This window comes from Trujillonella endophytica (assembly GCF_900110555.1).
Classification (GTDB): domain Bacteria; phylum Actinomycetota; class Actinomycetes; order Mycobacteriales; family Geodermatophilaceae; genus Trujillonella; species Trujillonella endophytica.
On sequence record NZ_FOEE01000027.1, the window covers coordinates 1 to 22,448 of the forward strand.

Sequence of the window (22,448 nt, forward strand, 5' to 3'; positions counted from 1 at the left end):
AGAGCCGTGACCGAGCTCGCGAGGTGCGCGGGACCGAGGGCAGAGCCGTGACCGAGCTCGCGAGGTGCGCGGGACCGAGGGCAGAGCCGTGACCGTGCCGCCGCCCGGGCCGGTCCGCGCGCACGGCGTCCTGGCCGGGTACGACGAGGTCGTCGAGCTCGGCGACGTCGGCCGGTGGCGGCCCCGGCTCGTGGCCAGCGACCTCGACGGCACGCTGCTGGACTCCGCCTCCGAGGTCAGCCCGCGCACGCGGGCCGCGCTCGACGCCTGCTGGGCCGCCGGCGTGCCCGTCGTCGGCGTGACCGGGCGGGGGCCGCGCCTGCTCGACAGCGTGCGCGCCGCGCTGGACGGCCGCGGGATCGCGGTGCTCGCCCAGGGCGGCTTCGTCGTCGACCTGGAGCGGGACGAGGTGCTGCGCACCGTCGGCCTGCCCCGCGACCGGGCGGCGGCGGTCATCGCGCGGATCGAGGAGGTCACCGGGGACCTCGTGCTGGCCGTGGAGGACGCCGCCGAGCAGGGCGAGGTGCGCACCCAGCTGCGCGTCCAGCACGGCTTCGACTGGCCCTACCCCGAGCCGGCGCACCTGCTGCCGCGCCACCAGGTGCTGCCGCCCGGGGCGGTGCTCAAGGTGTTCCTCCGGTCGCCGTCGCTCTCGCAGGACGAGCTGCTGGCCCGCGCGCGCTCGGTCGTGGACCCGGCCGACGCCGAGGTCACCCACGCCGGGCTCGGCTTCATCGAGGTCCTGCCGCCCGGGGTCACCAAGGCCACCGGGCTGCAGGTGGCCCTGGACCGCTACGGGGTGGACATGGGCGACGTCCTCGTCTTCGGCGACATGCCCAACGATCTGCCCATGATCACCGCGGTCACCCTCGCCGGCGGCCGCTCCGTCGCCGTGGCCAACGCCCACCCGGAGGTGCGCGCGGCGGCGCAGGCGCGGACCAGCGGGCACGAGGTCGACGGCGTCGCCCGCTACCTGGAGGCCGTGTTCGGCGGGAGGCCCGCAGATGTCTGACTGGCGCCCGCGGCTGATCGCCAGCGACATGGACGGCACGCTGCTGCGCGGCAACGACACCGTCAGCCCGGAGACGGTCGCGGAGCTGGAGCGGTGGCGGGCCGACGGCGTCCCCGTCGTGCTGGCCACCGGCCGCCCGCCGCGCTGGATGGTGCGCATCCGCGAGCAGCTCCGGCACGGGGTCGCCGTCTGCTGCAACGGCGCCGTCCTGCTGGACCTGGAGAGCTTCACCGTCCTCGACGAGGACGCGCTGGGCCCCGACGTGCTGCGGGAGGTGACGGCGGAGCTGCGGCGGGTGCAGCCCGACACCTGGTTCGCGGTCGAGTACGGACTGGAGTTCCGTCACGAGCCGATCTACCGCCCCCGGTGGGACGTCGACGCCCCCGGCGTGGCGGTGGCGACCCTCGACGAGATGGTCGCTGCGCCCGTGGCCAAGCTCCTGGCGCGGCACGAGGCGCTGCCCCGCGACGAGTTCATGGAGCTGGTGGAGCGCGTCGTCGGGGGGCGGGCCACGGTGACCAACTCGTCGGCGGAGGCCCTGGCGGAGATCTCCGCGCCCGGGGTCACCAAGGCCAGCGGCCTGGCCAAGGTCGCGGCCCAGCGAGGGGTGGACGCGGGCGACGTCGTCGTCTTCGGGGACATGCCCAACGACATCGCCGCCTTCGAGTGGGTGGGGGCCGCCGGTGGCCGGGCGGTCGCCATGGCCCACGCCCACCCCGACCTGCTCGCCGTCGCCACGGACGTCACCGGCACCAACGAGGAGGACGGCGTGGCGGCCTTCCTCGCCGCCCTGTAGGCCGCCGCTCGCCTCAACACCGGGGCGGCCCTGCCGAGACTCCAGCCGTATGCCACGGGCCCACCGTGGACGACGAGCAGGGGGCAGGGCCATGGACGGCGATCGGTCGGTCGACACGGGGAGCACCCAGCGCTCGGCGGGATGGGGGCTGCGCAGCCGCGTGCTGGGCGCCGTCCTCGTCGTCGCGCTCACCACCCTCGGGGTCGGGGTCTTCGGGATCACGCGGATGGCCGCCCTCGACGACAAGGCGAGCGAGGTCTACGCCCAGGGCACGCTGCCCCTCGACGGCATGCGCCGGCTGCAGGTCGACTGGTGGGAGCTGTCGGCCAACATCGCCCGGTCCAACATCCCCAGCCTCCCGGCGGACAGCATCGCCAAGGCCGCGCAGAACGCCGACGCGGTCGGGGTGCGGCTCGGCACGGACACCGAGGCCGTCGCCGCCCTCGACCTGTCGCCGGAGGCGCAGGTGGCGTTCGACGAGTTCCGGGTCGCCGCCGACACGTACCTCAGCACCCTTGCGGAGCTGCAGAGCGCCGGCGCGGCCACGCCCCCGGCGCGCCTGGGTGAGCTCGTGCAGGCGCTGGGCGACAACGAGGCCGTCGTCGGCACGTCGCTGACCGCGGCCGCCGACGTCGCCGCCGCGGACGCCGTTCAGGTGACCGAGGAGGCGCACGACGCCTACACCTCGGCGCGGACCGTGACGGTCGCGATCATCGTCGCCGGCCTGGTCATCGCCGTCGCCCTCGCCCTGCTGGTGGCGCGCAGCGTGACCGGCCCCGTGGCGCGGATCCGCGAGGTGCTGGGCCAGGTCGCGGCCGGCGACCTGCGGGTGCGCGCCGGGCAGACCGGTGGCGGCGAGCTCGGCGAGGTCGCGCAGTCGCTGGACCACACGCTGGACGCGCTCGGCTCGGTGCTGCACCTGGTCGGCGACTCGGCGCGGCAGCTCTCCGACGCCTCCAAGCAGCTCGACTCCGCCTCGGTCGCCATCGCGGACAACGCGCGGACCGCGGCCGGCCAGGCCGACGCCGTCGTCACCTCCGCCGGCGAGGTCGCCTCGAGCGTGGACACGGTCGCGGCGGGCTCGTCGCAGATGGAGTCCGCGATCCGGGAGATCGCCACGAACGCGACCCAGGCGGCCCGGGTGGCCGGCCAGGCGGTGACCGTCGCCGAGAACACCACGCGGACGGTCGGCAAGCTCGGCGACTCCTCGCAGGAGATCGCCACGGTCGTGAAGCTGATCAACGGCATCGCCGAGCAGACCAACCTGCTGGCGCTCAACGCCACCATCGAGGCGGCGCGGGCCGGTGAGGCGGGCAAGGGCTTCGCGGTCGTCGCCTCGGAGGTCAAGGAGCTGGCGCAGGAGACGGCGCGGGCGACCGAGGACATCTCGCGCCGGGTCGAGGCCATCCAGGCCGACACCGCCGGTGCGGTCGACGCGATCGGTCGGATCAGCTCGGTCATCGGGGAGATCAACGACTTCCAGGCCACCATCGCCGCGGCCGTGGAGGAGCAGACCGCCACGACCAACGAGATGAACCGCAACGTCGCCGAGGCGGCCAGCGGCTCGCAGTCGATCGCCAACGCCATCACCGGCCTGGCCGCCGGCACCCAGGAGACGAACTCCCGGGTCGAGGAGGCTCAGCGCGCCGCCGCCGAGCTGGCGCGGATGAGCGGTCAGCTCCAGGAGGCGGTTTCCCGCTTCACGGTCTGAGGCGGGACGGGACCCCGCCGGGCCGGGATCAGGTCCCCTGATCGTCGAGCGTCCTCCCTCACGGTGCACGGTGAGGGAGGACGCTCCGCGTTGAGGGAGGACCGGCTCCCGGCGGCAGGCTGTGGATGGTCTCAGGCGGCCGCGTCGTCCGGGTTGCCGTCCGGCTCGGGGGCGCGGACGACGCGGTAGCGCCGCGGTCCGGGTGCCGGGCGGGCCATCAACTCACGAATCCGCCCGGCGGGGGCATCGAGCCTCGGCAGGTCCTTCTGCACGACCCGGACCACGCGCGCGTCCAGGTCGCGGACCTGGTCCTCGCGCCGCTTCTCCTTCCAGGCGACCTCGGCCGGGGTGCGACCGCCGCGCGGATCCCGGTACTTGATCTGCCCGTCGAACTCCACGGCGATCCCGGCGTCGTCGTACCAGGCGTCGACGCGGGCGACGAACCCCCGGGGGCCGTGCAGTTCCACCTGGAGCTCGGGCCGCGGGAGCCCTGCGTCCTGGAGGGCGAGCCGGCCGAGGGTCTCGAGCGGGGATTCGGCCCGCCCGTCGGACAGGTCGAGCGCACGAGCGGCGGCGCCGATCCCCAGCCAGTGGCTCTGCTGCAGCACGGCAGCCACGAGGTCGGCGCGGCGCACCCGCTTCTCCTGGATCGCCGCGTCGATCGCCACGACGGCATCGGTCAGCGCCCACTCGCGGGCGCAGTCGACGAGGGTCCGGGCGGCGCCCGTCACCGGGAGGTCGCCGGTGCGGAGGACGTCGCCGGCGGGGAGCGAGGCCGCCGCGACCCGGTAGCCACGTCCGGTCCGCCACTGGTCGGCATGAGTCAGGCGGACGACGTCGTCGGCGCGGTGCGGCAGGACGAACCCGTGGAACCGGGCGGCCGACGAGTGGCTGAGAACGGGACCGGAACCCAGCACGGCGAGCGCGGCGGCCGCCGCCAGCAGATGCCTGGCGCGGTCGTCATCGGCGGCGGCCCACCGGGACGCGGGCGTGAAGACGCCCCGCCGCAGGCGGTGCCAGGCGCCCGAGCTCACCGCCGATCGGATCTCGTCGGCCCGGAGGCCGGCCCGGCGGGCATCGGCCACGGTGAAGACGCCGCCACGGCGCCGGGTTGCGGACTCGAGATCGGGATGCACTCCGCGAGTGTCGGAACGGGTCCGGTGCGCGGGAACGGCTCGCGCCGATCTGTGGACGGCGCCGACCTGTGGACAACGTCGTCCTCCCTCACCGCCGAGCGTCCCCCCTCACCGTCTGCGGCAAGGGAGGACGCTGCGGGATCAGGTCACCTGATCCCGGCGTAGGGCCCGGCGGCCACAGCGCGGCACCGGACCCGCCGGCGCGGGGAGCTAGAGGTACTGGCCGCCGCCGGGGCGGAGGTCCTGCTGCTGCGGCGCCGTCCCGGACCCTCCGGGCAGCGCGCGGCGGCGCATCTCCTCCAGCTGCGCGCGGGCGGCCATCTGCTGGGCGAACAGCGCCGTCTGGATGCCGTGGAACACGCCCTCCAGCCAGCCCACCAGCTGGGCCTGCGCGATCCGCAGCTCGGCATCCGAGGGCGTCGAGTCCTCGCTGAAGGGCAGGGTGATCCGCTCCAGCTCGTCGCGCAGCTCCGGCGCGAGCCCCTGCTCCAGCTCGCGGATGGACGACGCGTGGATGTCGCGCAGGCGGTTCCGGCTGGCGTCGTCGAGGGGAGCGGCCCGCACCTCCTCGAGCAGCTGCTTGATCATCGTGCCGATCCGCATGACCTTCGCGGGCTGCTCGACCATGTCGCCGAAGTTGGCACCGCCGCCGTCCGGCCCGCCGTCGGGCTCGCCGCCGGCCATGGGCATCGCGCCGACGGGCCGCCCGTCCGGCCCCACGACGACGACCTGCTGCGGACGCTCACTTCCGTTCCCGGGGATGGTCATGGCCCCCATCCTGCCCCGTTTCCCGGGCCCGCCGCCGGGCCGGTGGGCAGCCGCCCGCGATCGGGGACTGCGGCTAGGGTCGCTGCCCATGGGGGCGGGCGAGGCGCGGCTGGACATCGCCCGGGTCCGCGGCCAGTTCCCGGGGCTGTCGGACGGCCTGGTGCACGCCGAGAGCCCCATGGGCACCCTCGTCCCCGAGAACGTCGTGCACGCGATCACCCAGGCGCTGCGCGTGCCGGTGTCCCCCCGCGGCGGGGTGTTCCCGGCCTCGGCGCGGGCCGAGGGGCTGGTGGCGGGCGCGCGGGCGGCCGTCGCCGACCTCACCGGCGGGGTGCCGGCGGGCGTCGTCCTCGGGGCCAGCGCCACCGCCCTGACCTACACGATGGCGGGCGCGCTGGCGCGCACATGGCGCCCCGGCGACGAGATCGTGCTCAGCCGGCTCGACCACGACGCGAACATCCGACCGTGGGTGCAGGCGGCGGAGCGGCGGGGCGTGCACGTGCGGTGGGCCGAGGTGGACATCGAGACCGGGGAGCTGCCCGCCTGGCAGTACGACGAGCTGCTCACCTCGCGCACCCGGCTGGTCGCGGTCACCGCGGCCAGCAGCGCCATCGGCACGCGCCCCGACGTCGCCGCCATCGCCGCCCGCGCGCACGGGGCGGGGGCGCTGGTGTTCGTCGACGCCGTCCACGCCGCGGCGCACCACCCCGTCGACCGCCTCGCGCTGGGGGCCGACCTGCTCACGGTCTCGGCGTACAAGTGGTGCGGTCCGCAGGTGGCCGCCGTCGTCGCCGATCCGGAGCTGCTGGCCGGGTACCGGCCGGACAAGCTGCTGCCGGCCTCGGACCGCGTGCCCGACCGGTTCGAGGTCGGCGCGCAGCCGTTTCCGCTCTACGCGGGCGTGACCGCGGCCGTCGACCACCTCGCCGGCCTCTGCGGGGAGGAGGTCACGGGCACCCGGCGGGAGCGCGTGCGCCGCTCCATGACCGCGGTCGCCGCCTACGAGGGCCGGCTGTTCGACTGGCTGGACCAGGCCCTGCGCGCGATGCGGAACGTGCACGTGCTGGGTGCCGCGGCGGACCCGACGCCGGTGCTGTCGTTCACCGTGGACGGCATGCGCCCGCGCCAGGTCACGGCGGACCTGGCCCGGCGGGGCATCTGCGCCTGGGACGGCGACCACTACGCCCGCGAGCTGTTCGACGCGATGGGCGCGACCGAGGCGGGCGGGGCCGTGGGCATCGGGCTGATGCACTACAACACCGCCGAGGAGGTCGGCTACATCATCGACGCGGTCGCGGCCCTCCGCCCGCGCTGACGAAGGACCGCGCTGACGAAGGACCGCGCTGACGAAGGGCCGCGCTGACGAGGGGCCGCGCCGGGCGGCCCGCCCTCAGCCGTCGGTGAGCAGCAGGACCTTGCCGACGTGCTCGCTGGCCTCCACCACCCGGTGCGCCTCGGCCGCGCGCGACATCGGCAGCCGCCGGTCGACGATCGGCCGGACCACGCCCCGCTCGACGTCGGGCCACACGTCGTGCCGGACCGCGGCGACGATCTCGGCCTTGCCACCGGGCCCCGCCGCGGGGCGCGAGCGCAGCGTGGTGGCGTGCACCGATGCGCGCTTGCGCATCAGCTTCCCGAGGTCGAGCTCGGCCTTCGTCCCGCCCTGCATGCCGATGCAGACCAGCCGGCCGCCGGTGGCGAGCGCGTCGACGTTGCGGGCCAGGTACTTGGCGCCCATGTTGTCGAGGACGACGTCGACCCCGGCGCCGTCGGTCTCCTCGCGGACCCGCTCGACGAAGTCCTCGTCCCGGTAGTTGATCGTCCCCTCCGCCCCGAGCTCGCGGCAGACCTCGAGCTTGGCGGCGGTGCCGGCGGTGGCGAACACGCGGGCGCCGGCGCGGGCGGCCAGCTGGATCGCCATCGTGCCGATGCCGCTGGAGCCGCCGTGCACCAGGAAGGCCTCGCCCCGGCGCAGCCCGGCGAGCAGGAAGACGTTGGACCAGACCGTGCACACCACCTCGGGCAGCGCCGCCGCCGTGGCCAGCTCCACGCCGGCCGGGCGGGGCAGCAGCTGCCCGGCCGGGACGGCGACCCGCTCGGCATAGCCCCCGCCCGACAGCAGCGCGCAGACCTCGTCGCCGACCCGCCAGCCGGTCACCCCCTCGCCGACCTCGCTGACGATGCCGCTGCACTCGAGGCCGAGGACCTCGCTGGCGCCCGGCGGCGGCGGGTAGAGGCCCTGCCGCTGGAGCAGGTCGGCGCGGTTCACCGCGGTGGCGACGACGTCGACGACGACCTCCCCCGGCCCGCACACCGGATCGGGGACCTCGCCCCAGCCCATGACCTCGGGGCCGCCGGATCCGTTCAGGGTGACCGCTCGCATGCCCCGACCCTAGAAGGGTGCCGCCGCCCCGGCCCGCTGCAACCGGCCTGCAAGCGTGCTGCCAGCGCCGGGCGCGACCGTCTGCGCCATGACGAGCACGCTGATCGCCCGCCCCGACCGCCTCGCCGCGCCGGACGCCGCCGCGGACATCTCTGCGGACATCGCCGCGCCGGCGCGCCACCCCGGCGTCCGCCCCGCCCGGCCGTTGCGGCCGCCGCCCGCGGCCGCCGCCTGCCCCATCGAGCTCCGCGCGCTGCGCACCGGCGCCCGCACCCTGGCCGGCGCGCTCACCGGCATCGCGCTGGACGCCCCCTGCGACCGCGCCCGCCAGCGCGCGGTGCTCGCGTACAGCCGGCTGGTGCTGCGCGGCCTGCGCGGCGCGGACGCGCGGCTGGCCGACGACGGCGTCCGCACCGCGACCGGCGCCGTCCGCGCGGCCCTGCCGACGTTCGCCCACGACGTCAGCGCGGGAGCGCCCGTGCTCGCGATGGCCTGGACGGCGCTGGCCGACCGGCTCGACGCGGTGGTCCCGGGCGTGCCGGTGCACGACCACGGCTGGCGGAGCTCTCCGCTGGTGTGCGAGCGGCGGTTCCGCGCCGGGGCCGGTCCGGCGCGGGCACTCGTCCCCTGGTTCCTGGACGCCGCCGGTCCGGCGGAGCGGATGACCGTCGTGCGGGACGCCTCCCGCCGGGTGCGCTGGGCGCTGCGCCTCGGCGAGGGCCGGCACGCGCGGACGATGGACCTCGTCCGCGCCTGACGGCCCCCGCCCCGGGGCGGCTACGCCCGGTTCTTCAGGTCCTTGCGCAGGATCTTGCCGGCCGCCGACTTCGGCACCTGGTCGATGAACTCGACGAACCGGATCTTCTTGTGCGGGGCCACCTTCTCGGCCATGTACGCCATGACCGCCTCCTCGGTGACCTGCGACCCGGGGCCCCGGACGACGAACGCCTTGGGCAGCTCCTCGCCGCTCTCGGCGTCCTTCACCCCGATCACCGCGGCGTCGGCGATCTCGGGGTGCCCGATCAGCACGGCCTCCAGCTCCGCCGGGGCGACCTGGTAGCCCTTGTACTTGATCAGCTCCTTGACGCGGTCGACCACCGTGTAGCGGCCCTCCTCGTCGACGACGGCCACGTCGCCGGTGTGCAGCCAGCCGTCGGCGTCCAGGGTGTCCCGGGTGGCCTGCTCGTTGTTCAGGTAGCCCTTCATGACCTGCGGCCCGCGGACCCACAGCTCGCCGCGCTCACCGGCGGCGGCGTCCTCACCGGTGGCCGGGTCGACCAGCCGGCACTCGGTGTTCGGCAGGGCGTAGCCGACCGAGCCCTTCGGCACCTCGGACCTGACGCCCGGGGGCTCCTGGCCGTGGTCGGGGGTGGTGTGCGAGACCGGCGAGAGCTCGGTCATGCCGTAGCCCTGCGCGACCGTCACGCCGTCGGGTGCCCCCTTGCGCAGCCGGTCCTGGGCCGCGAGCGCCAGGCTCTCGTCCAGCGGTGCGGCGCCGGACAGGATCGAGGTGAGCGACGACAGGTCGTAGGAGTCCACGAGCGGGTGCTTGGCCAGGGCCAGCAGGATCGGCGGGGCGACGAAGGCCCGGGTGATCTTCTGGTCCTGGATGGTGCGCAGGAAGTCCTCGAGGTCGAACCGGGGGAGGGTGACGACGGCGCCGCCCCAGGCCAGGCCCTGGTTCATCAGCACGGTCAGGCCGTAGATGTGGAAGAACGGCAGGACGGCGATGATCCGCTCCTCCGCCCCGAGCGCGATCAGCGGCCGGCACTGGGCGACGTTGGCCACGAGGTTGCGGTGGGTGAGCATCACGCCCTTGGGCAGGCCCGTGGTGCCGCTGGAGTAGGGCAGCGTGACGAGGTCGTTCGCCGGGTCGATGTCGACCTGGACCGACGGCGCCTCGCCGCCCAGCAGGTCGAGCATCCCGGCGTGGCCCTCGAGGCCGTCGAGCACGATGACCTCGTCGACGGGGGACTTCTCCACCGCGGCGCCGGCCCGGTCCATGAACAGCGAGATGGTGATCAGGATCCTCGCGCCGGAGTCCTTCAGCTGGAAGGCGATCTCGTCCGGCGTGTAGAGGGAGTTGATCGGCGACATCACGCAGCCGGCGGCGGCGATGCCGTGGAACACCACCGGGAACCACGGGGTGTTCGGGCAGAAGACGGCGACGACGTCGCCCTTGCGCAGACCGCGGGCGTGCAGGTTGGCCGCGACCCGGTCGACGTAGGCGGCGAGCTGGCCGTGGGTGATCGTGTCGCCCTTGAGCCCGTCGATCAGCGCGGGGGCGTCGGGCTGCTCCCGGCCGGCGGACAGGACGAACTGGGGCACCGACAGGTCCGGGATCTCGACGTCGGGATACGGGCTGGCCAGGGCCACGGGGCTCCTCCTCGTTGCGGGTGTGGCGCCAGTCTCACATCCGGGCGTCGTCCCCGGCAGCACGAGGTTTGCCGCCGTTCACGGCACCGGCGGTTCAGCGGGGCCAGAGCACGGACTGGGTGCAGCGGAACAGCGCCAGGGTGCGCTCGCCGGCGGTGACGACGGCGTCCCAGACCTGCGTCGTCCGCCCGGCGTGCACGTTCGTGGCCACGCAGGAGATCCGGCCCTCCCGGGCGGTGCCGAGGTGGTTGCTCTTGAGCTCGATCGTGGTGAAGCCGCTGGCCCCCTCGGGCAGCAGCGCCCGGGTCGGCAGCCCGCAGCTGGTGTCGGCGAGGGTGACCACCGTGCCGGCGTGCAGGTAGCCGTTGGGCGCCAGCAGCTCGGGGCGGACGTCGAGGTGGCTGGTCAGCCGCCCGCGCTCGTGGCTGTCGACCACGATGCCCAGCAGGCCGGGGAGCGTGCCGGGCAGCAGGGCGTTGAGCTCGTCGGCGGGGAGGAACCCGGTGGCGGACATGCCCGGCAACCTAGCTCCGCGGCGGCGCCGCCCGCCCGCGGACCTCAGGGGGTGGCGGTCTCCCAGAGGCCGACGACGTTGCCCTCGGGATCGCGGACGTAGGCGGCGAACCCGATCTCCCCGACCGGGGTCCGCCCCGAGACCGTGCTGCCGCCCAGCTCGCCGATCCGCGCCAGCGCGTCGTCGATGCTCGCCACGTCGACGACGATCACCGGTCCCGGCGCCACGCTGTCGGCCCGGGCGAGCATGCCGCCGTTGACGAACCCCGCCTCGGTGGGCCCCTGCTCGTCGCTGGGCCCGGTCGACAGCAGCGTGTAGCCCATGCCCGGCATCGGCTGGACCTGCCAGCCGAAGGCCCGGGCGTAGAACGTGCGGGCCCGCTCGCCGTCGTCGACGGGGATCTCGAAGTGCACGACCCGTCCGCTCATCCGCCACCTCCTGCGCCGGCCCCGGTGCAGCGCAGGCTAGGACCGCGGCCGGGGCGACGACAGGGCGGAAAGGCTCAGGCCAGCCCGCGGACCGTCCGGGCCGGCGGCCGGTCGCCGCGGATCGACGCGACCATGTCGAGGGTCTGCCGGGTCGGGGCGACGTCGTGGGCGCGGAACACCCGGGCGCCCAGCCACGCGCTGATCGCCGTCGTCGCCAGGGTGCCGGTCAGCCGCTGGTCCAGGACGACGTCGAGGGTCTCGCCGACGAAGTCCTTGTTCGACAGCGCGACGAGCACCGGCCAGCCGGTGTCGACCAGCTCGCCGAGCCGGCGGGTCGCCTCGAGCGAGTGCCGGGTGTTCTTGCCGAAGTCGTGGCCGGGGTCGATGAGCACCCGCTCGCGGTCGACGCCCGCGGTGACCGCGGCCTCGGCCAGCGCCGTCGTCCGGGTGACGATGTCGGCGACGACGTCGTCGTAGGCGACCCGGTGCGGGCGGGTGCGGGGCGGCAGCCCGCCCGCGTGCGTGCAGACGATCCCCGCCCCGGCCTCGGCGGCGACCTCGGCGAGCTCCGGGTCGACCCCGCCCCAGGCGTCGTTGACGACGTCGGCGCCGGCGGCCAGCACCTCGCGGGCGACCTCGGCCCGCCACGTGTCGATCGAGATGGGGAGCGTCGGGTGCGCGGCCCGGATCGCGGCGACGAGGTCGACGGTGCGGCGGATCTCCTCCGCGGCGTCGACCTCCTCGCCGGGCGCGGCCTTGACGCCGCCGACGTCCACCATGTCCGCCCCCTCGGCGACCACCTGGTCGACCCGCTCGACGGCCTTGGCGAGCTCGTAGGTGGCGCCGCGGTCGTAGAAGGAGTCCGGGGTGCGGTTCACGATCGCCATCACGACCAGATGGCCGTCCGGTACGTCGAGCGAGCCGATCCGCAGCAACCCGTGCCTCCTCCGTCCGAGCCCGTGTGGTGGAGTCAGGAAACCAGAACGAGTGCAAGGGGACCGGGCACATGGCACAGACACAGGTACAGGCGCAGACCACCGTCGAGGGCATCGAGGGCGTGCAGGGCCTCGTCGGCCGGCACATGGGCTACAGCAACTGGGTGACGATCACCCAGGAGCAGGTGAACCAGTTCGCCGTCGCCACCAACGACCACCAGTGGATTCACGTGCACCCGGAGCGGGCGGAGGCGGAGAGCCCGTTCGGGGGACCGATCGCGCACGGCTACCTGACGCTGTCGCTCGTCCCGGGCCTGCTGCCCGAGATCGTGGACATGCAGGGCTTCCGGATGGGCGTCAACTACGGCACCGAGAAGGTGCGCTTCCCGTCCCCGGTGCCGGTCGGCTCGCGCGTGCGGGCGGGGGCGACGCTGGCCTCGGCGACGCCGTTCGACGGCGGCATCACGGTGAACATCGACGTCGTCATGGAGATCGAGGGTGTGAGCAAGCCGGCGATGGTCGCGACCGTCGTCTACCGCCGCTACCTCTGACGTGCCGGGGTCGCTGAGGAACGGACCCCGTTCCCCAGCGACTCCACTCAGTCCACGAGGGCCTGCTGGACCAGTGCGCGCAGGTGGGCCCGGATCGGCAGCGTGCTCGAGGGCAGCAGCTGCGTGTAGAAGGTGACCGTCAGGTCGTCGACGGGGTCCACGTAGAACGTCGTCGACGCCGCGCCGCCCCAGCCGTAGTCGCCGGCGTTGGCGACGACGCCGTAGCGGACCGGGTCGAGCACCATCGAGAAGCCCAGCCCGAACCCGACGCCCCGCAGCGGTGTCTCGGCGTGCAGCGGGCGGCCGAACGTCTCCAGGTCCTGGTTCCCCGGCAGGTGGTTGCGGACCATGTGCGCGAGCGTCCGCGCGCCCAGGACCCGCCCGCCCTCGGCGTCGCCGCCGCGGCGCAGGCACTCGACGAAGCGCAGGTAGTCGCCGGCGGTCGAGACCAGCCCGCCGCCGCCGGACAGGAACGCCGGCTTCGTGAGGGCCGCTGCGCCGGCGGCGTCGAGCGCCGTGAAGGTGGTGTCCGGCCCGTGGTCCGGCCCGCCGTCCGGCCGCGGCACGGCGCCGTAGAGGCGGGCCAGGCCGTCGGGGTCGTCGCCGTCCCGCAGCCCGAACGACGTCTCGGTCATGCCGAGCGGCGCGAACACCCGCTCGGCGAAGACCTCGTCCAGCGGCCTGCCCGCCAGCACCTCGACCAGCCGGCCCAGCACGTCGGTGGAGACGCCGTAGTTCCACTCGGACCCGGGCTGGAAGACCAGCGGGAGCGCGGCCCACTGCCGGCAGACCTCGGCGGAGTCGGCGCCGGGCGGGGTGCCGAAGCCGTGCTCGGCGGCGCGGTACATCGCGTCGACCGGATGGGCCTCGTGGAAGCCGTAGGTCAGGCCCGAGGTGTGCGTCAGCAGGTGCCACACCCGGATGGGTTCCATCTGCGGGGCCGTCACCGGCTTGGCCGCCGACCCGGCGACGTAGACGCGGGTGTCGGCGAACTCCGGCAGCCAGCGGCTGATCGGGTCGGTGAGGGCGAAGGCGCCCTCCTCGTACAGCGACATCGCCGCGACCGAGGTGATCGGCTTGGTCATCGAGTAGATGCGCCAGCGGGTGCCGGGCTCCACCGGCAGGCCGCGGTCGACGTCCCGCAGCCCGGCGCGGCCGACGTGCACCAGCCGGCCGTGGCGGGCCACCGTGACGAGGAAGCCGGGCAGCCGACCCTCGTCGACGTAGCGGGCCAGCCGGCGGTCCAGCCGCTCCAGGCGGGCGGCGTCGAAACCCACCTCGGCGGGGTCGCAGTCGACGGTCAGGTCGCTCACGCGTCATCCTTCCTCGCGGTGGCTCGTCCACCCGCACCGTTGCGCGTCCTCCCTCACGGTGTGCGGTGAGGGAGGACGCGCGACGATCAGGTCACCTGATCGTGGAGGCGGCGCCGGTTCAGACCGGAACGCTGCTGGCGGCCTTCTTCAGGTTGGAGCCGGCGGTCACCTTGACGGTGTTGGCGGCGGGGATGTCGATCGACTCGCCGGTCTGCGGGTTGCGGCCGGTGCGCGCGGAGCGCTGGGTGCGCTCGACGGTCAGCAGGCCGGACACGGCGACCTTCTCGCCACGGGTGATGGCCTCGACGAGCTCCTCCTGGAGTCCGGCGAGCACGGAGTCGACGGTGGAGGAGGGGACGTCGGCGCGCTTGGCGATGGCGGAGACGAGTTCGGCCTTGTTCACGGGGGTCCTCTCGGGTTGGTGGCCGGCGCCGGGTGTCCGGCGCTCGGCGGAACGAACGGGTCCGTCTCCGTAACCGGAGGCAGACCGGGGGGCACGCTGCCATGTCCCCCCGGAATCCCGCCAGTGTGGGGGTGTCGCAGCCTCGCAGGTCACAGCCGTCCCACGGCGGTGCGGGCGCCCTCGGCCTACGGTGAGGAGGTGCCTCCACTGCCTCGGACCGACCTCGTCGTCAGCGATCTGTGCCTCGGCGCCAACGTCTTCGGGTGGACGGCGGACGAGCCGACGTCGCACGCGCTGCTCGACCGGTACGTCGACGCCGTGCCCGGCACGCAGCAGCCGATGGTCGACACCGCGGAGATGTACGGCAGCGGCCGCTCGGAGCAGATCCTCGGCACGTGGCTGGAGGCCCGGGGCCGGGACCGGGTCGTCGTCGCCACCAAGGCCTCGCCCATGAAGGGCAAGGAGCGACCGCTGTCGGCGGCGCAGATCCGCGCGGCCGCGGAGCGCTCGCTGACCAACCTGCGCACCGACCACATCGACGTCTACTACGCGCACTACGACGACGACAGCACCCCGCTGGAGGAGACCCTGCAGGCCTTCGACGAGCTGGTGCAGGCCGGCAAGGTCCGGTACACCGCGACGTCGAACTACTCGGCGGCCCGGCTCACCGAGGCCGTGGACACGGCGAAGCGGCTCGGGGTGAGCGGCTACGTCGCCCTGCAGCCGCTCTACAACCTCATGGACCGCGCCGCCTACGAGGACGACCTGCGCGACGCCGTCGCGGCCGCCGACCTGGGCTGCTTCCCCTACTTCGGACTGGCCGCCGGGTTCCTCACCGGCAAGTACCGGGCGGGTCAGCGGGTCGAGTCGGTGCGGGAGAAGATGGTCGCGCCCTACATCGGGGAGCGCGGGGACCGGGTGCTCGACGCGGTGCGCGAGGTGGCCGACGCGCACGGGACGACGTCCGCGGCGGTGGCGCTGCGCTGGCTGGCCGACCAGCCGACGGTCACCGCGCCGATCGCCAGCGGGCGCACGGTCGAGCAGCTCGCGGACCTGCTGCCGATGCTGGACCTCGTGCTCACCGACGAGGAGCGCGCGCTGCTGGCGACCGCCTCGGCCTGACCGCGGGTCAGAGGGCGGCGGCCAGGTCCTCCACGCGGAGCAGGCCGACGACGGCGCCGGTCGCGTCGGTGCAGACGACGGGGTCGTACCGCCGGCCCGGCGGGCGGGCCAGGGCGCGGTGCAGCGTCTCCCGGACGTCGGCGTCGGGGGCCACCCGGAGCGAGACCGCCGCGGTGTAGACCTCGCCGGTGCGCGGGTCGGCCAGGCGCAGGGCCCGGGGCTCCTCGTCGGCGCCGACGAGGACGGCCGGGGGCACCGCGGGCACGGGGTCGCCCTCGGCCACCTGGCGGGCCGGGCGCACGAGACCGGCCACGCTGTCGGCCAGGCGGGCCCGGTCGGCGTGCGCCCGGACCAGCCGCTCGACCTCGGGCGCCGGCGGCCGGACGCCCGCCTCCGGCCGGCCCAGCAGCCAGCCCCGGCCCAGCGGGATGCCCGACCGGACCGCGGCGGCGAGGTCGGCGGGGGTCTCGATGTCCTCGGCCACCAGGACGGCGCCGACGCGCTCGGCCAGGTCGCACACGGCGTCGGCGAGGGACCGCCGTCCGGGCTCGGCGTCGTCCGGCCCGCCGTCGATCGTGACCAGCTGCGGGCGCACGGCGGCCAGGACCTCCAGCCCGGGCCAGCCGCTGCCGGCGCCGTCCAGCGCGACGAGGGCGCCGCGGTCGCGCAGCGCTCCGGCCCCGCGGCCCAGCGCGGCGACGTCGGGGCGCGTGTCCGTGGTCAGCCGGACGACCAGCCGGCGCAGGTCGTCGGCCGGGTCCAGCGCCTCCTGCACGGGCGCGCTGCCGAGCAGGTGCGCGGCGACGTCCACGACGAGGCAGGCGCCGGGCGGCAGCTCCGCGCGGGCGGTCAGCGCCCGGTGCAGCGTCAGGGCCGCGAGCTCGGCGTCCACCCCGAGATCGCGCGCCGCCGCCGACCACGCCTCGGGGGCGGCGGTGCCGGGGAAGCGGGGGAGGGCCGCGTACGCGGCGACCCGGCCGGCGGCGAGATCGACGATGGGCTGGAACACCAGGGTGAGGTCGCCGGGGTCGGCGAGCAGGGGGCGGCAGTCGGGCAGCACGGGAGCGGAGGTGCGCGACGCCGTCATGCGTGCGCATCGACAGGGACGGCGGTCCCGTTGACCGCCGCCGGCGGGCCTGTCACCCGCCCGGGGGAGGCGAGCCGGCAGCGCGCGCCGGACGATCTGGTTCCGCAGGGGCGTGTCAGCATGGTGCGTCCCGCGGCCGGCAGTCGGCCGCGCCGGCGTGGGGGGGAGGGTCCGTGGCCGGACCGGCGTTCCTGCCCGAACCCGATCCGCTGCTCGATCCGCACCGCATCGCGGCCGCCCGCCGCCTGCTGGTGGAGGTCCCGGGGCCCGCGGCGTTCGACCGGCTCTCCGGCCTGGCCGCCCGGCTGCTGGGCGCGGGCCACGCCAAGGTCACCCTCTTCACCGACGGCGACACGGTCGTCGGCGGGCACGGCCTGCCGCCCGGCGTCGTGGGCGGGCCGGCGCTGCTGACCGGGGCGCTGTCGGCGATCACGGTCCGCCAGGCGCGGCCGCTCGTGGTCACCGACGCCGCCGCCGACCTCCGGGTGGCCGCCCTGCCCGCGGTGACGTCCGGGCAGGTGGCGGCGTACCTGGGCGCCCCGCTGGTGTCGGCGTCGGGGCTGGTCGTCGGCGTGCTGGCGGTCTACGACGAGTCCCCCCGGAGCTGGACCGACGACGACGGCGCCCTGCTCGAGCAGCTGTCGGCCTCCGTGGTGGCCGAGCTCGAGCTGTCGGCGAGCCGCTCGGCCATCGGGGCCTCGGCCGCGCGGCTGACCATCGCCCTGGAGGCCAGCGGCATCGGCATCTGGGAGCGGGACCTGCGCACCGGCGCGGTGTCCTGGGACGAGCGGTGCGCCGCGGTGTTCGGGCTGGACCGCGCCCTGGCCGACACCGACCTCGACGACGTGCTGGGCTCCCGCGTGCACCCCGACGACCACGCCGCGGTGCGCGCGGCGATGGCCCGGGCCGACACGGAGACCGGCGAGTACTCCCTCGAGTCCAGGGCGTTGCGCGCCGACGGCTCCGTCCGCTGGACGGTGTCGCGTGGCCGGGTGGTGCGCGACGTCCGCGGCGAGCCGGTGCGGATGATCGGCACCATCCTCGACGTCACCGAGGCGCGTGAGCAGTCCCAGCGGCGCATGGCGGCGGTGCAGCGGGCCGCGGCCATCGCCGAGGTCGCCGCCGAGATGGTCAACGCCGCCGCCATCACCGAGCTCGCCGAGATCGCCCTCCGCGGTGCCGCGGTCCTCGGCGCGTCGGCCAGCGGGCTGACGGTGGTGGAGGGCGACGGCACGCTGCGGCTGCACCTGACGCGGCGGCTGGTCGACTCCGTCGCCAGCGCCGCCGACGTCCGGTTGCCCGCCGAGGGCGTCGTCCTGGGGCCCGAGGACGACGAGCTGCCGCACGGCCACGTGGCCCGGACCGGCGAGCGGCTGCTCTTCGTCGACCCCCGGCAGGCCGAGGAGCGGTTCCCGCGGATGGCCGAGGTCAACGCCGGCCTCGGCACGCGGGCGATGGCGGCGCTGCCGCTGCGGGTGGAGGGCCGGCTGCTCGGCAGCTACGTCGTCGTCTGGGACACCGACCACCAGTTCGCCGACGAGGACGTCGAGCTGCTCGAGGGCCTCACGGCGCAGATCGCGCTGAGCGTCTCCCGGCTGCGCGCCGACGCCGAGCGGGACGCGGCCAACCAGCGGCTGCAGCTGCTCGCCGACGTCGGCCGGGTGCTGTCCGGCGACGTGGACATCACCAGCCAGGTCACGGAGCTGACACAGCTCGTCGTGCCCACGCTGGGCGACTGGTGCTGGCTCGTGGTCACCGACGAGCACGGCCGCATGGAGGAGCTCGCCTCGGCCCACCGGGACCCTGATCGCGCCGGGCAGCTGGCCGAGTACGTGGGCGCGATGGTCCGGGTGATGACCGACGACGCGACCGCCCGCATCGTCACCCGCACCGGCCGACCGCTGGTGCTGCCGCACATCGGCGACGAGCGGATCCGCCGCGCGCTCCCGGACGAGGAGGTCCGCCAGGCGCTGGGCCGCCTCGGCATCGAGGGCGGCGCCGTCGTCCCCCTGGTGGCCCGCGGCCGGACCATCGGCGCGCTGGGCCTGTTCAACGGTCCCGAGCGCGGCCCGCACACCGCGGACGAGGTCGACGCCGCCGTCGAGGTGGGGCGCCGGGCGGGACTGGCGCTGCACTCGGCGCGCCTCTACGCCCAGCAGCGCGACCTCGCCGACGCCCTGCAGCACAGCATGCTCACCGCCCCGCCGGAGGTGCCCGGCTGCCGGCTCGTGGTGCGCTACGTGCCCGCCGCGGCCGGGGCCGAGATCGGCGGGGACTGGTACGACGCCTTTCCGCAGGAGGACGGGACGACGGTGCTCGCGATCGGCGACGTCGTCGGCCACGACCGGCACGCGGCCGCCGCGATGGGCCAGGTGCGCGGCCTGCTGCGCGGGATCAGCCACTCCAGCGGGGCGCCCCCGGCGGAGGTGCTCACCCGGCTCGACCGCGCGATGGCGGGGCTCGCGCCCGAGGTCATGGCGACGGCGCTCGTGGCCCGGCTGGAGCACCCGGCCGGCCTGGAGCCGGGGGCGGTGCTGCTGCGCTGGTCGAACGCGGGGCACCCGCCTCCGCTGGTGATCTCCCCCGGGGGCGCGGTGCGCATGCTGACCACCGACCCCGAGCTGCTGCTGGGCGTGGACGCCGGCGTCGTCCGGTCGGACTCCTGCGCCGTCCTCACCGCCGGGAGCACCCTCCTGCTGTACACCGACGGCCTGATCGAGCGGCGCGACCGCGACCTCGACGCCGGCACCGCGGAGCTCCTCGCCGTGCTCCGGGAGGCTGCGGACCTGCCGCCCGAGGAGCTGTGCGACCGGGTGCTCGGGCGGCTCTTCCTGCCCGACGCCGAGGACGACGTCGCCCTGCTCGCCCTCCGCCTGGGCTGAGCGGGCTGCGCGGGGATCAGGTTCCCTGATCCCGCAGCTACCTCCCTCGCCGCAGACCGTGGGGGAGGACGCGTCGCGGTGAGGGAGGACGCCGGTCAGGCCTCGGTGACCTCGTAGGTGTGGCCGGCCGCGCGGAGGCGCTCGACCAGCACGTCGCCCAGGGCGCTGGCGGGGGTGAGCGAGCCGGCCCGGGCGGGCAGCCGGTCGCCGTCCAGGGCGAGGGCCAGCGCGCTCTCGCCCAGCATCACGGCCGTGGCCTTGTAGCCGGGGTCGCCCGCCCCGGCGGCCGTCGCGCGGTAGCGGCGGCCGGACTCGGTGGTCGCGTCGACGACCATGCGGAACCAACCGCGCTCGCGGTCGGCCTCGCTCGGCCCGCTGCCCGGCGCGGGCAGCACCCGGTCCAGCAGTGACCGGGTAGGCCCGAACGACATGGCCCCCAGCATCGCGGCCAGCCCTGCGGTCACGCCGACCGCGGTGGCCGCGCCCGGGATGCCGCGGCCGGTGCCCATGACCTCGCCGTAGCCGAGACCACGGCCGTAGGCCCAGTCCTGCAAGGCGTTGCTCCGGCGCACGACCCGGGTGTTGTAGGAGGCCATGACGAACGGGGCGGTCCAGCGGCCGTCGCGGTCGCGGGCCGGGGGCGCGGCGTCGGGGGGCTGACGGGTGACGGGCTCGGCGCCGCGGTCGGGGCTGAGCGCGAACGGATCGCCGACGACGCGGCGCAGCGCCCGGTCGGAGCCGACGGCCTCGAACTGGGCGCGCATCGAGTCGATGGTGCCGCCGCTGAACCCGCCGCGGGCGGTGGCGACCAGCCGGACGTCGGTCAGGCCGCCCGCACCGTCGGCCCGCGCCCGCTCGGCGAGCAGGAACACCGACAGGTCCGAGGGGATCGAGTCGTAGCCGCAGGAGTGCACGATCCGCGCGCCGGACCCGCGGGCCGGGGCGTCGGCCAGGGCGATGGCATCCCGGTGGAACAGCACCTCGCCGGTGAGGTCGGCATAGGAGGTGCCGGCGCGGGCGCAGGCCTCGACCACGGGCAGGCCGTAGCGGGCGTAGGGCCCGACCGTCGTCGCCAGCACGCGGGTGCTCTCCGCGAGGGCGGTCACCGCCGCGCGGTCGGTGGAGTCGGCGGCCACGAGCGGCCAGTCGCGGGCCGCCGCGGGCAGCCGGGAGCGGACGGCGGCCAGGCGATCCGCCGAGCGCCCGGCCAGCGCGATCCGCAGCCCGGCCGGGGCGGCACCGGCGAGGTAGGCGGCGGTCAGCTCGCCCACGAAGCCGGAGGCCCCGTAGACGACGAGGTCGTGATCGCGGTCGGGCATGGGGCCATCCTCACCGAGTGCCGCGCCCGCCGCGCCCCGATGGCCCGCGCAGGGACCGAGGGCTCTGGCGACGGGGCCCCGCGCGGGAGCAGCGTCGCCGCCGTCCGCGAGACGGGAGGCGATCATGGAAATCATCGACCCGGCGCACGCGCGCTACGACGAGCTGCGAGCGGTGTTCAACGCAGGCATCGACCGCCGTCCGGCGGCGATCGCGCGCTGCGCCACCCCGGACGACGTGACCGAGGCCCTGCGACTGGCCCGGGACCGGGGGTGGGCGGTCGCCGTGCGCGCCGGCGGCCACTCGGTCGCCGGGTTCAGCGTCAACGACGGCGGACTGGTCGTCGACGTCCGCCCGATGGACACCGTCCAGGTCGACCCCGACGCGCGCACCGTCACGGTCGGCGCCGGTGTCACCTGGGGCGGGCTCGACCGGGCGACGCAGGAGCACGGGCTGGCGACCACCGGCGGCCGGGTGTCGACGACGGGGGTGGCGGGGCTGACCCTCGGCGGCGGTTCCGGCTGGCTGGAGCGCAGCTACGGGCTGACCTGCGACAGCCTGCGGTCGATCGACCTGGTCACCGCCGCCGGCGACCGGGTGACCGCGTCGGCGACCGAGGAGCCGGAGCTGTTCTGGGCGCTGCACGGCGGCGGGGGCAACTTCGGGGTCGCGACGTCGTTCACCTTCGACCTGCACCCGCTCGGGCCGACGGTCGTCGCGGGGCTGGCGCTCTGGCCCGGCAATGCCGCCCGCGACCTCGCCCTGGCCTATCGGGACCTCATGGAGGCCGCGCCGGACGCCCTGGGCACCGCCCTGGTGTTCCTGACCGGGCCGCCGGAGCCGTTCGTCCCCGAGCACCTGCAGGGGACGACGGTGGCGGCGATCGCGGCGCTGTGGGCGGGGGACGTGGACGAGGGGACCGAGGGGGTGCGCCCGCTGCGGGAGCTGCGCCCCGAGGTCGACCTGATCGGTCCGATGCCCTATGCGGACTTCCAGTGCCTCATCGACGACCCGCCGGGGATGCACCAGTACTGGAGCGGTGACTACCACGACGCGCTGCCCGACGACGCGCTCGACGTGTTCGTCAAGTACGGCGCCGACCGGGCCTCCCCGCTGACCCAGCAGCTGCTCGCGCCGTGGGGCGGCGCGGTGGCCCGGGTGCCGGAGGACGCGACGCCGCTGGCGCACCGCTCCGCCCGGTGGGTCACCCACCCGTTCGCCACGTGGGAGGACCCGGCCGACACCGACGCCAATGTGGACTGGGTGCGGTCGTTCCGGCAGGACATCGCCCGCTACACCAACGGCGGCACGTACCTGAACTTCATCGGGGACGAGGGGCAGGGGCGGATCCGGGCGGCGTTCGGCGAGTCCAACTACGCGCGGCTGCGGGAGGTGAAGCGGCGCTTCGACCCGGAGAACGTCTTCCGCGGCAACCAGAACATCTCGCCCGGCTGAGGATCGGAGTCGCTCGAGTGCGGGATCCGCACTGTTGAGTCCGAGGACATCTGTCAGTCCTGAAGTCTCATGACATGTGTCGCTTGATCATCACAACGCCGATGAGGTGGTGTGGGGAAGCGAGCGCCAGTCATGAAGCTGCTGGATGCGACGTTGCAGGTCGGCGTGCCGATCGAGAACGTCGCGGAGTGGTGCCGGGTCAACGGGGTCGAGCCGCGGACGTTCTACCGGCATCGGGCGCGGGTGGCCGCCGAGGGCG

At 75.4% G+C, this 22,448-nt stretch carries 20 protein-coding genes; 9 read left to right on the plus strand and 11 right to left on the minus strand.

The features are described from left to right. The first annotated feature begins 88 nt into the window (after positions 1-88). The 3 genes from BMY88_RS22990 to BMY88_RS23000 all read left to right on the plus strand — a co-directional run bounded on the left by BMY88_RS22990 (position 89) and on the right by BMY88_RS23000 (position 3,519). Complete coding sequence (locus BMY88_RS22990) at positions 89-1,012, plus strand: HAD family hydrolase (protein ID WP_091949700.1); 924 nt, start codon at positions 89-91, stop codon at positions 1,010-1,012. Then, positions 1,005-1,808, plus strand: a complete 804-nt coding sequence (locus BMY88_RS22995) for a Cof-type HAD-IIB family hydrolase (protein WP_091949703.1) — start codon at positions 1,005-1,007, stop codon at positions 1,806-1,808. The genes BMY88_RS22990 and BMY88_RS22995 overlap by 8 nt, the downstream gene beginning before the upstream one ends. 91 nt (positions 1,809-1,899) lie before the next feature. After that, positions 1,900-3,519 carry a methyl-accepting chemotaxis protein gene (locus tag BMY88_RS23000; protein ID WP_091949706.1) on the plus strand — a complete coding sequence of 540 codons (1,620 nt, stop codon included), beginning with the start codon at positions 1,900-1,902 and terminating at the stop codon, positions 3,517-3,519. Positions 3,520-3,650: 131 nt separating this feature from the next. Here the strand turns inward: BMY88_RS23000 and BMY88_RS23005 are convergent, their stop codons facing one another. Then, positions 3,651-4,655: a type IV toxin-antitoxin system AbiEi family antitoxin domain-containing protein gene (locus BMY88_RS23005; protein ID WP_091949709.1), complete on the minus strand. Its 1,005-nt coding sequence runs from the start codon at positions 4,653-4,655 to the stop codon at positions 3,651-3,653. Positions 4,656-4,865: 210 nt separating this feature from the next. Further along, on the minus strand, positions 4,866-5,423 hold the full coding sequence (locus BMY88_RS23010) for a bacterial proteasome activator family protein (RefSeq protein WP_091949712.1): 558 nt from the start codon (positions 5,421-5,423) through the stop codon (positions 4,866-4,868). Between the two features lie 88 nt (positions 5,424-5,511). Between BMY88_RS23010 and BMY88_RS23015 the strand changes: the two genes are divergently transcribed. Further along, positions 5,512-6,738 carry a cysteine desulfurase-like protein gene (locus BMY88_RS23015; protein WP_091949715.1) on the plus strand — a complete coding sequence of 409 codons (1,227 nt, stop codon included), beginning with the start codon at positions 5,512-5,514 and terminating at the stop codon, positions 6,736-6,738. Positions 6,739-6,813: 75 nt separating this feature from the next. On the opposite strand, the gene BMY88_RS23020 is transcribed toward BMY88_RS23015, so the two are convergent. Next, positions 6,814-7,806 (minus strand): NAD(P)H-quinone oxidoreductase, encoded by a 993-nt coding sequence (locus BMY88_RS23020; protein WP_091949718.1) that lies wholly within the window; start codon positions 7,804-7,806, stop codon positions 6,814-6,816. An 88-nt stretch (positions 7,807-7,894) separates the two neighbouring features. Between BMY88_RS23020 and BMY88_RS23025 the strand changes: the two genes are divergently transcribed. Beyond that, the gene (locus BMY88_RS23025) at positions 7,895-8,563 is read left to right on the plus strand and encodes a hypothetical protein (RefSeq protein WP_091949721.1); all 669 of its coding nucleotides are present in this window, start codon (positions 7,895-7,897) and stop codon (positions 8,561-8,563) included. Positions 8,564-8,583: 20 nt separating this feature from the next. Here BMY88_RS23025 and BMY88_RS23030 read toward each other — a convergent pair whose 3' ends face one another. The 4 genes from BMY88_RS23030 to folP form a co-directional block, all read right to left on the minus strand. Further along, positions 8,584-10,182 (minus strand): AMP-binding protein, encoded by a 1,599-nt coding sequence (locus tag BMY88_RS23030; RefSeq protein WP_091949724.1) that lies wholly within the window; start codon positions 10,180-10,182, stop codon positions 8,584-8,586. Positions 10,183-10,276: 94 nt separating this feature from the next. Continuing rightward, a complete protein-coding gene (locus tag BMY88_RS23035) occupies positions 10,277-10,696 on the minus strand; it encodes a PaaI family thioesterase (RefSeq protein ID WP_091949727.1) in 420 nt (139 codons plus the stop codon). 44 nt (positions 10,697-10,740) lie between these two features. Beyond that, the gene (locus tag BMY88_RS23040; RefSeq protein WP_091949732.1) at positions 10,741-11,124 is read right to left on the minus strand and encodes a VOC family protein; all 384 of its coding nucleotides are present in this window, start codon (positions 11,122-11,124) and stop codon (positions 10,741-10,743) included. A 74-nt stretch (positions 11,125-11,198) separates the two neighbouring features. Further along, entirely contained in the window at positions 11,199-12,059 is an 861-nt protein-coding gene (folP, locus tag BMY88_RS23045; protein ID WP_091949735.1) for a dihydropteroate synthase, read from the minus strand. 71 nt (positions 12,060-12,130) lie between these two features. Here folP and BMY88_RS23050 point away from each other — a divergent pair, with 71 nt between their 5' ends. Beyond that, positions 12,131-12,610 (plus strand): MaoC/PaaZ C-terminal domain-containing protein, encoded by a 480-nt coding sequence (locus BMY88_RS23050; RefSeq protein WP_091949738.1) that lies wholly within the window; start codon positions 12,131-12,133, stop codon positions 12,608-12,610. A gap of 47 nt (positions 12,611-12,657) precedes the next feature. Here the strand turns inward: BMY88_RS23050 and BMY88_RS23055 are convergent, their stop codons facing one another. Both BMY88_RS23055 and BMY88_RS23060 read right to left on the minus strand, forming a co-directional pair. Continuing rightward, positions 12,658-13,923 carry a serine hydrolase domain-containing protein gene (locus BMY88_RS23055; RefSeq protein ID WP_091949741.1) on the minus strand — a complete coding sequence of 422 codons (1,266 nt, stop codon included), beginning with the start codon at positions 13,921-13,923 and terminating at the stop codon, positions 12,658-12,660. A 118-nt stretch (positions 13,924-14,041) separates the two neighbouring features. Then, the gene (locus BMY88_RS23060; protein ID WP_091949744.1) at positions 14,042-14,326 is read right to left on the minus strand and encodes an HU family DNA-binding protein; all 285 of its coding nucleotides are present in this window, start codon (positions 14,324-14,326) and stop codon (positions 14,042-14,044) included. Positions 14,327-14,524: 198 nt separating this feature from the next. Here BMY88_RS23060 and BMY88_RS23065 point away from each other — a divergent pair, with 198 nt between their 5' ends. Beyond that, positions 14,525-15,448 (plus strand): aldo/keto reductase, encoded by a 924-nt coding sequence (locus BMY88_RS23065; protein ID WP_091949758.1) that lies wholly within the window; start codon positions 14,525-14,527, stop codon positions 15,446-15,448. 7 nt (positions 15,449-15,455) lie between these two features. Here BMY88_RS23065 and BMY88_RS23070 read toward each other — a convergent pair whose 3' ends face one another. Continuing rightward, entirely contained in the window at positions 15,456-16,535 is a 1,080-nt protein-coding gene (locus tag BMY88_RS23070; RefSeq protein ID WP_091949747.1) for an EAL domain-containing protein, read from the minus strand. 173 nt (positions 16,536-16,708) lie between these two features. Here BMY88_RS23070 and BMY88_RS23075 point away from each other — a divergent pair, with 173 nt between their 5' ends. Beyond that, positions 16,709-19,417 carry a SpoIIE family protein phosphatase gene (locus tag BMY88_RS23075; RefSeq protein ID WP_091949750.1) on the plus strand — a complete coding sequence of 903 codons (2,709 nt, stop codon included), beginning with the start codon at positions 16,709-16,711 and terminating at the stop codon, positions 19,415-19,417. 95 nt (positions 19,418-19,512) lie between these two features. Here BMY88_RS23075 and BMY88_RS23080 read toward each other — a convergent pair whose 3' ends face one another. Next, positions 19,513-20,736: a saccharopine dehydrogenase family protein gene (locus BMY88_RS23080; RefSeq protein WP_091949752.1), complete on the minus strand. Its 1,224-nt coding sequence runs from the start codon at positions 20,734-20,736 to the stop codon at positions 19,513-19,515. 124 nt (positions 20,737-20,860) lie between these two features. Here BMY88_RS23080 and BMY88_RS23085 point away from each other — a divergent pair, with 124 nt between their 5' ends. Continuing rightward, entirely contained in the window at positions 20,861-22,189 is a 1,329-nt protein-coding gene (locus tag BMY88_RS23085) for an FAD-binding oxidoreductase (RefSeq protein WP_091949755.1), read from the plus strand. The last annotated feature ends 259 nt before the right edge of the window (positions 22,190-22,448 follow it).

Bases quoted from the DNA above. Each gene is read 5' to 3' on its own strand.
- BMY88_RS22995 (WP_091949703.1), top strand. From the start codon at position 1,005: ATGTCTGACTGGCGCCCGCGGCTGATCGCCAGCGACATGGACGGCACG.
- BMY88_RS23010 (WP_091949712.1), bottom strand. From the start codon at position 5,423: ATGACCATCCCCGGGAACGGAAGTGAGCGTCCGCAGCAGGTCGTCGTC.
- BMY88_RS23015 (WP_091949715.1), top strand. From the start codon at position 5,512: ATGGGGGCGGGCGAGGCGCGGCTGGACATCGCCCGGGTCCGCGGCCAG.
- BMY88_RS23000 (WP_091949706.1), top strand. From the start codon at position 1,900: ATGGACGGCGATCGGTCGGTCGACACGGGGAGCACCCAGCGCTCGGCG.
- BMY88_RS23070 (WP_091949747.1), bottom strand. From the start codon at position 16,535: ATGACGGCGTCGCGCACCTCCGCTCCCGTGCTGCCCGACTGCCGCCCC.
- BMY88_RS23035 (WP_091949727.1), bottom strand. From the start codon at position 10,696: ATGTCCGCCACCGGGTTCCTCCCCGCCGACGAGCTCAACGCCCTGCTG.
- BMY88_RS23020 (WP_091949718.1), bottom strand. From the start codon at position 7,806: ATGCGAGCGGTCACCCTGAACGGATCCGGCGGCCCCGAGGTCATGGGC.
- BMY88_RS23085 (WP_091949755.1), top strand. From the start codon at position 20,861: ATGGAAATCATCGACCCGGCGCACGCGCGCTACGACGAGCTGCGAGCG.
- BMY88_RS23040 (WP_091949732.1), bottom strand. From the start codon at position 11,124: ATGAGCGGACGGGTCGTGCACTTCGAGATCCCCGTCGACGACGGCGAG.
- BMY88_RS23080 (WP_091949752.1), bottom strand. From the start codon at position 20,736: ATGCCCGACCGCGATCACGACCTCGTCGTCTACGGGGCCTCCGGCTTC.
- BMY88_RS23025 (WP_091949721.1), top strand. From the start codon at position 7,895: ATGACGAGCACGCTGATCGCCCGCCCCGACCGCCTCGCCGCGCCGGAC.
- BMY88_RS23050 (WP_091949738.1), top strand. From the start codon at position 12,131: ATGGCACAGACACAGGTACAGGCGCAGACCACCGTCGAGGGCATCGAG.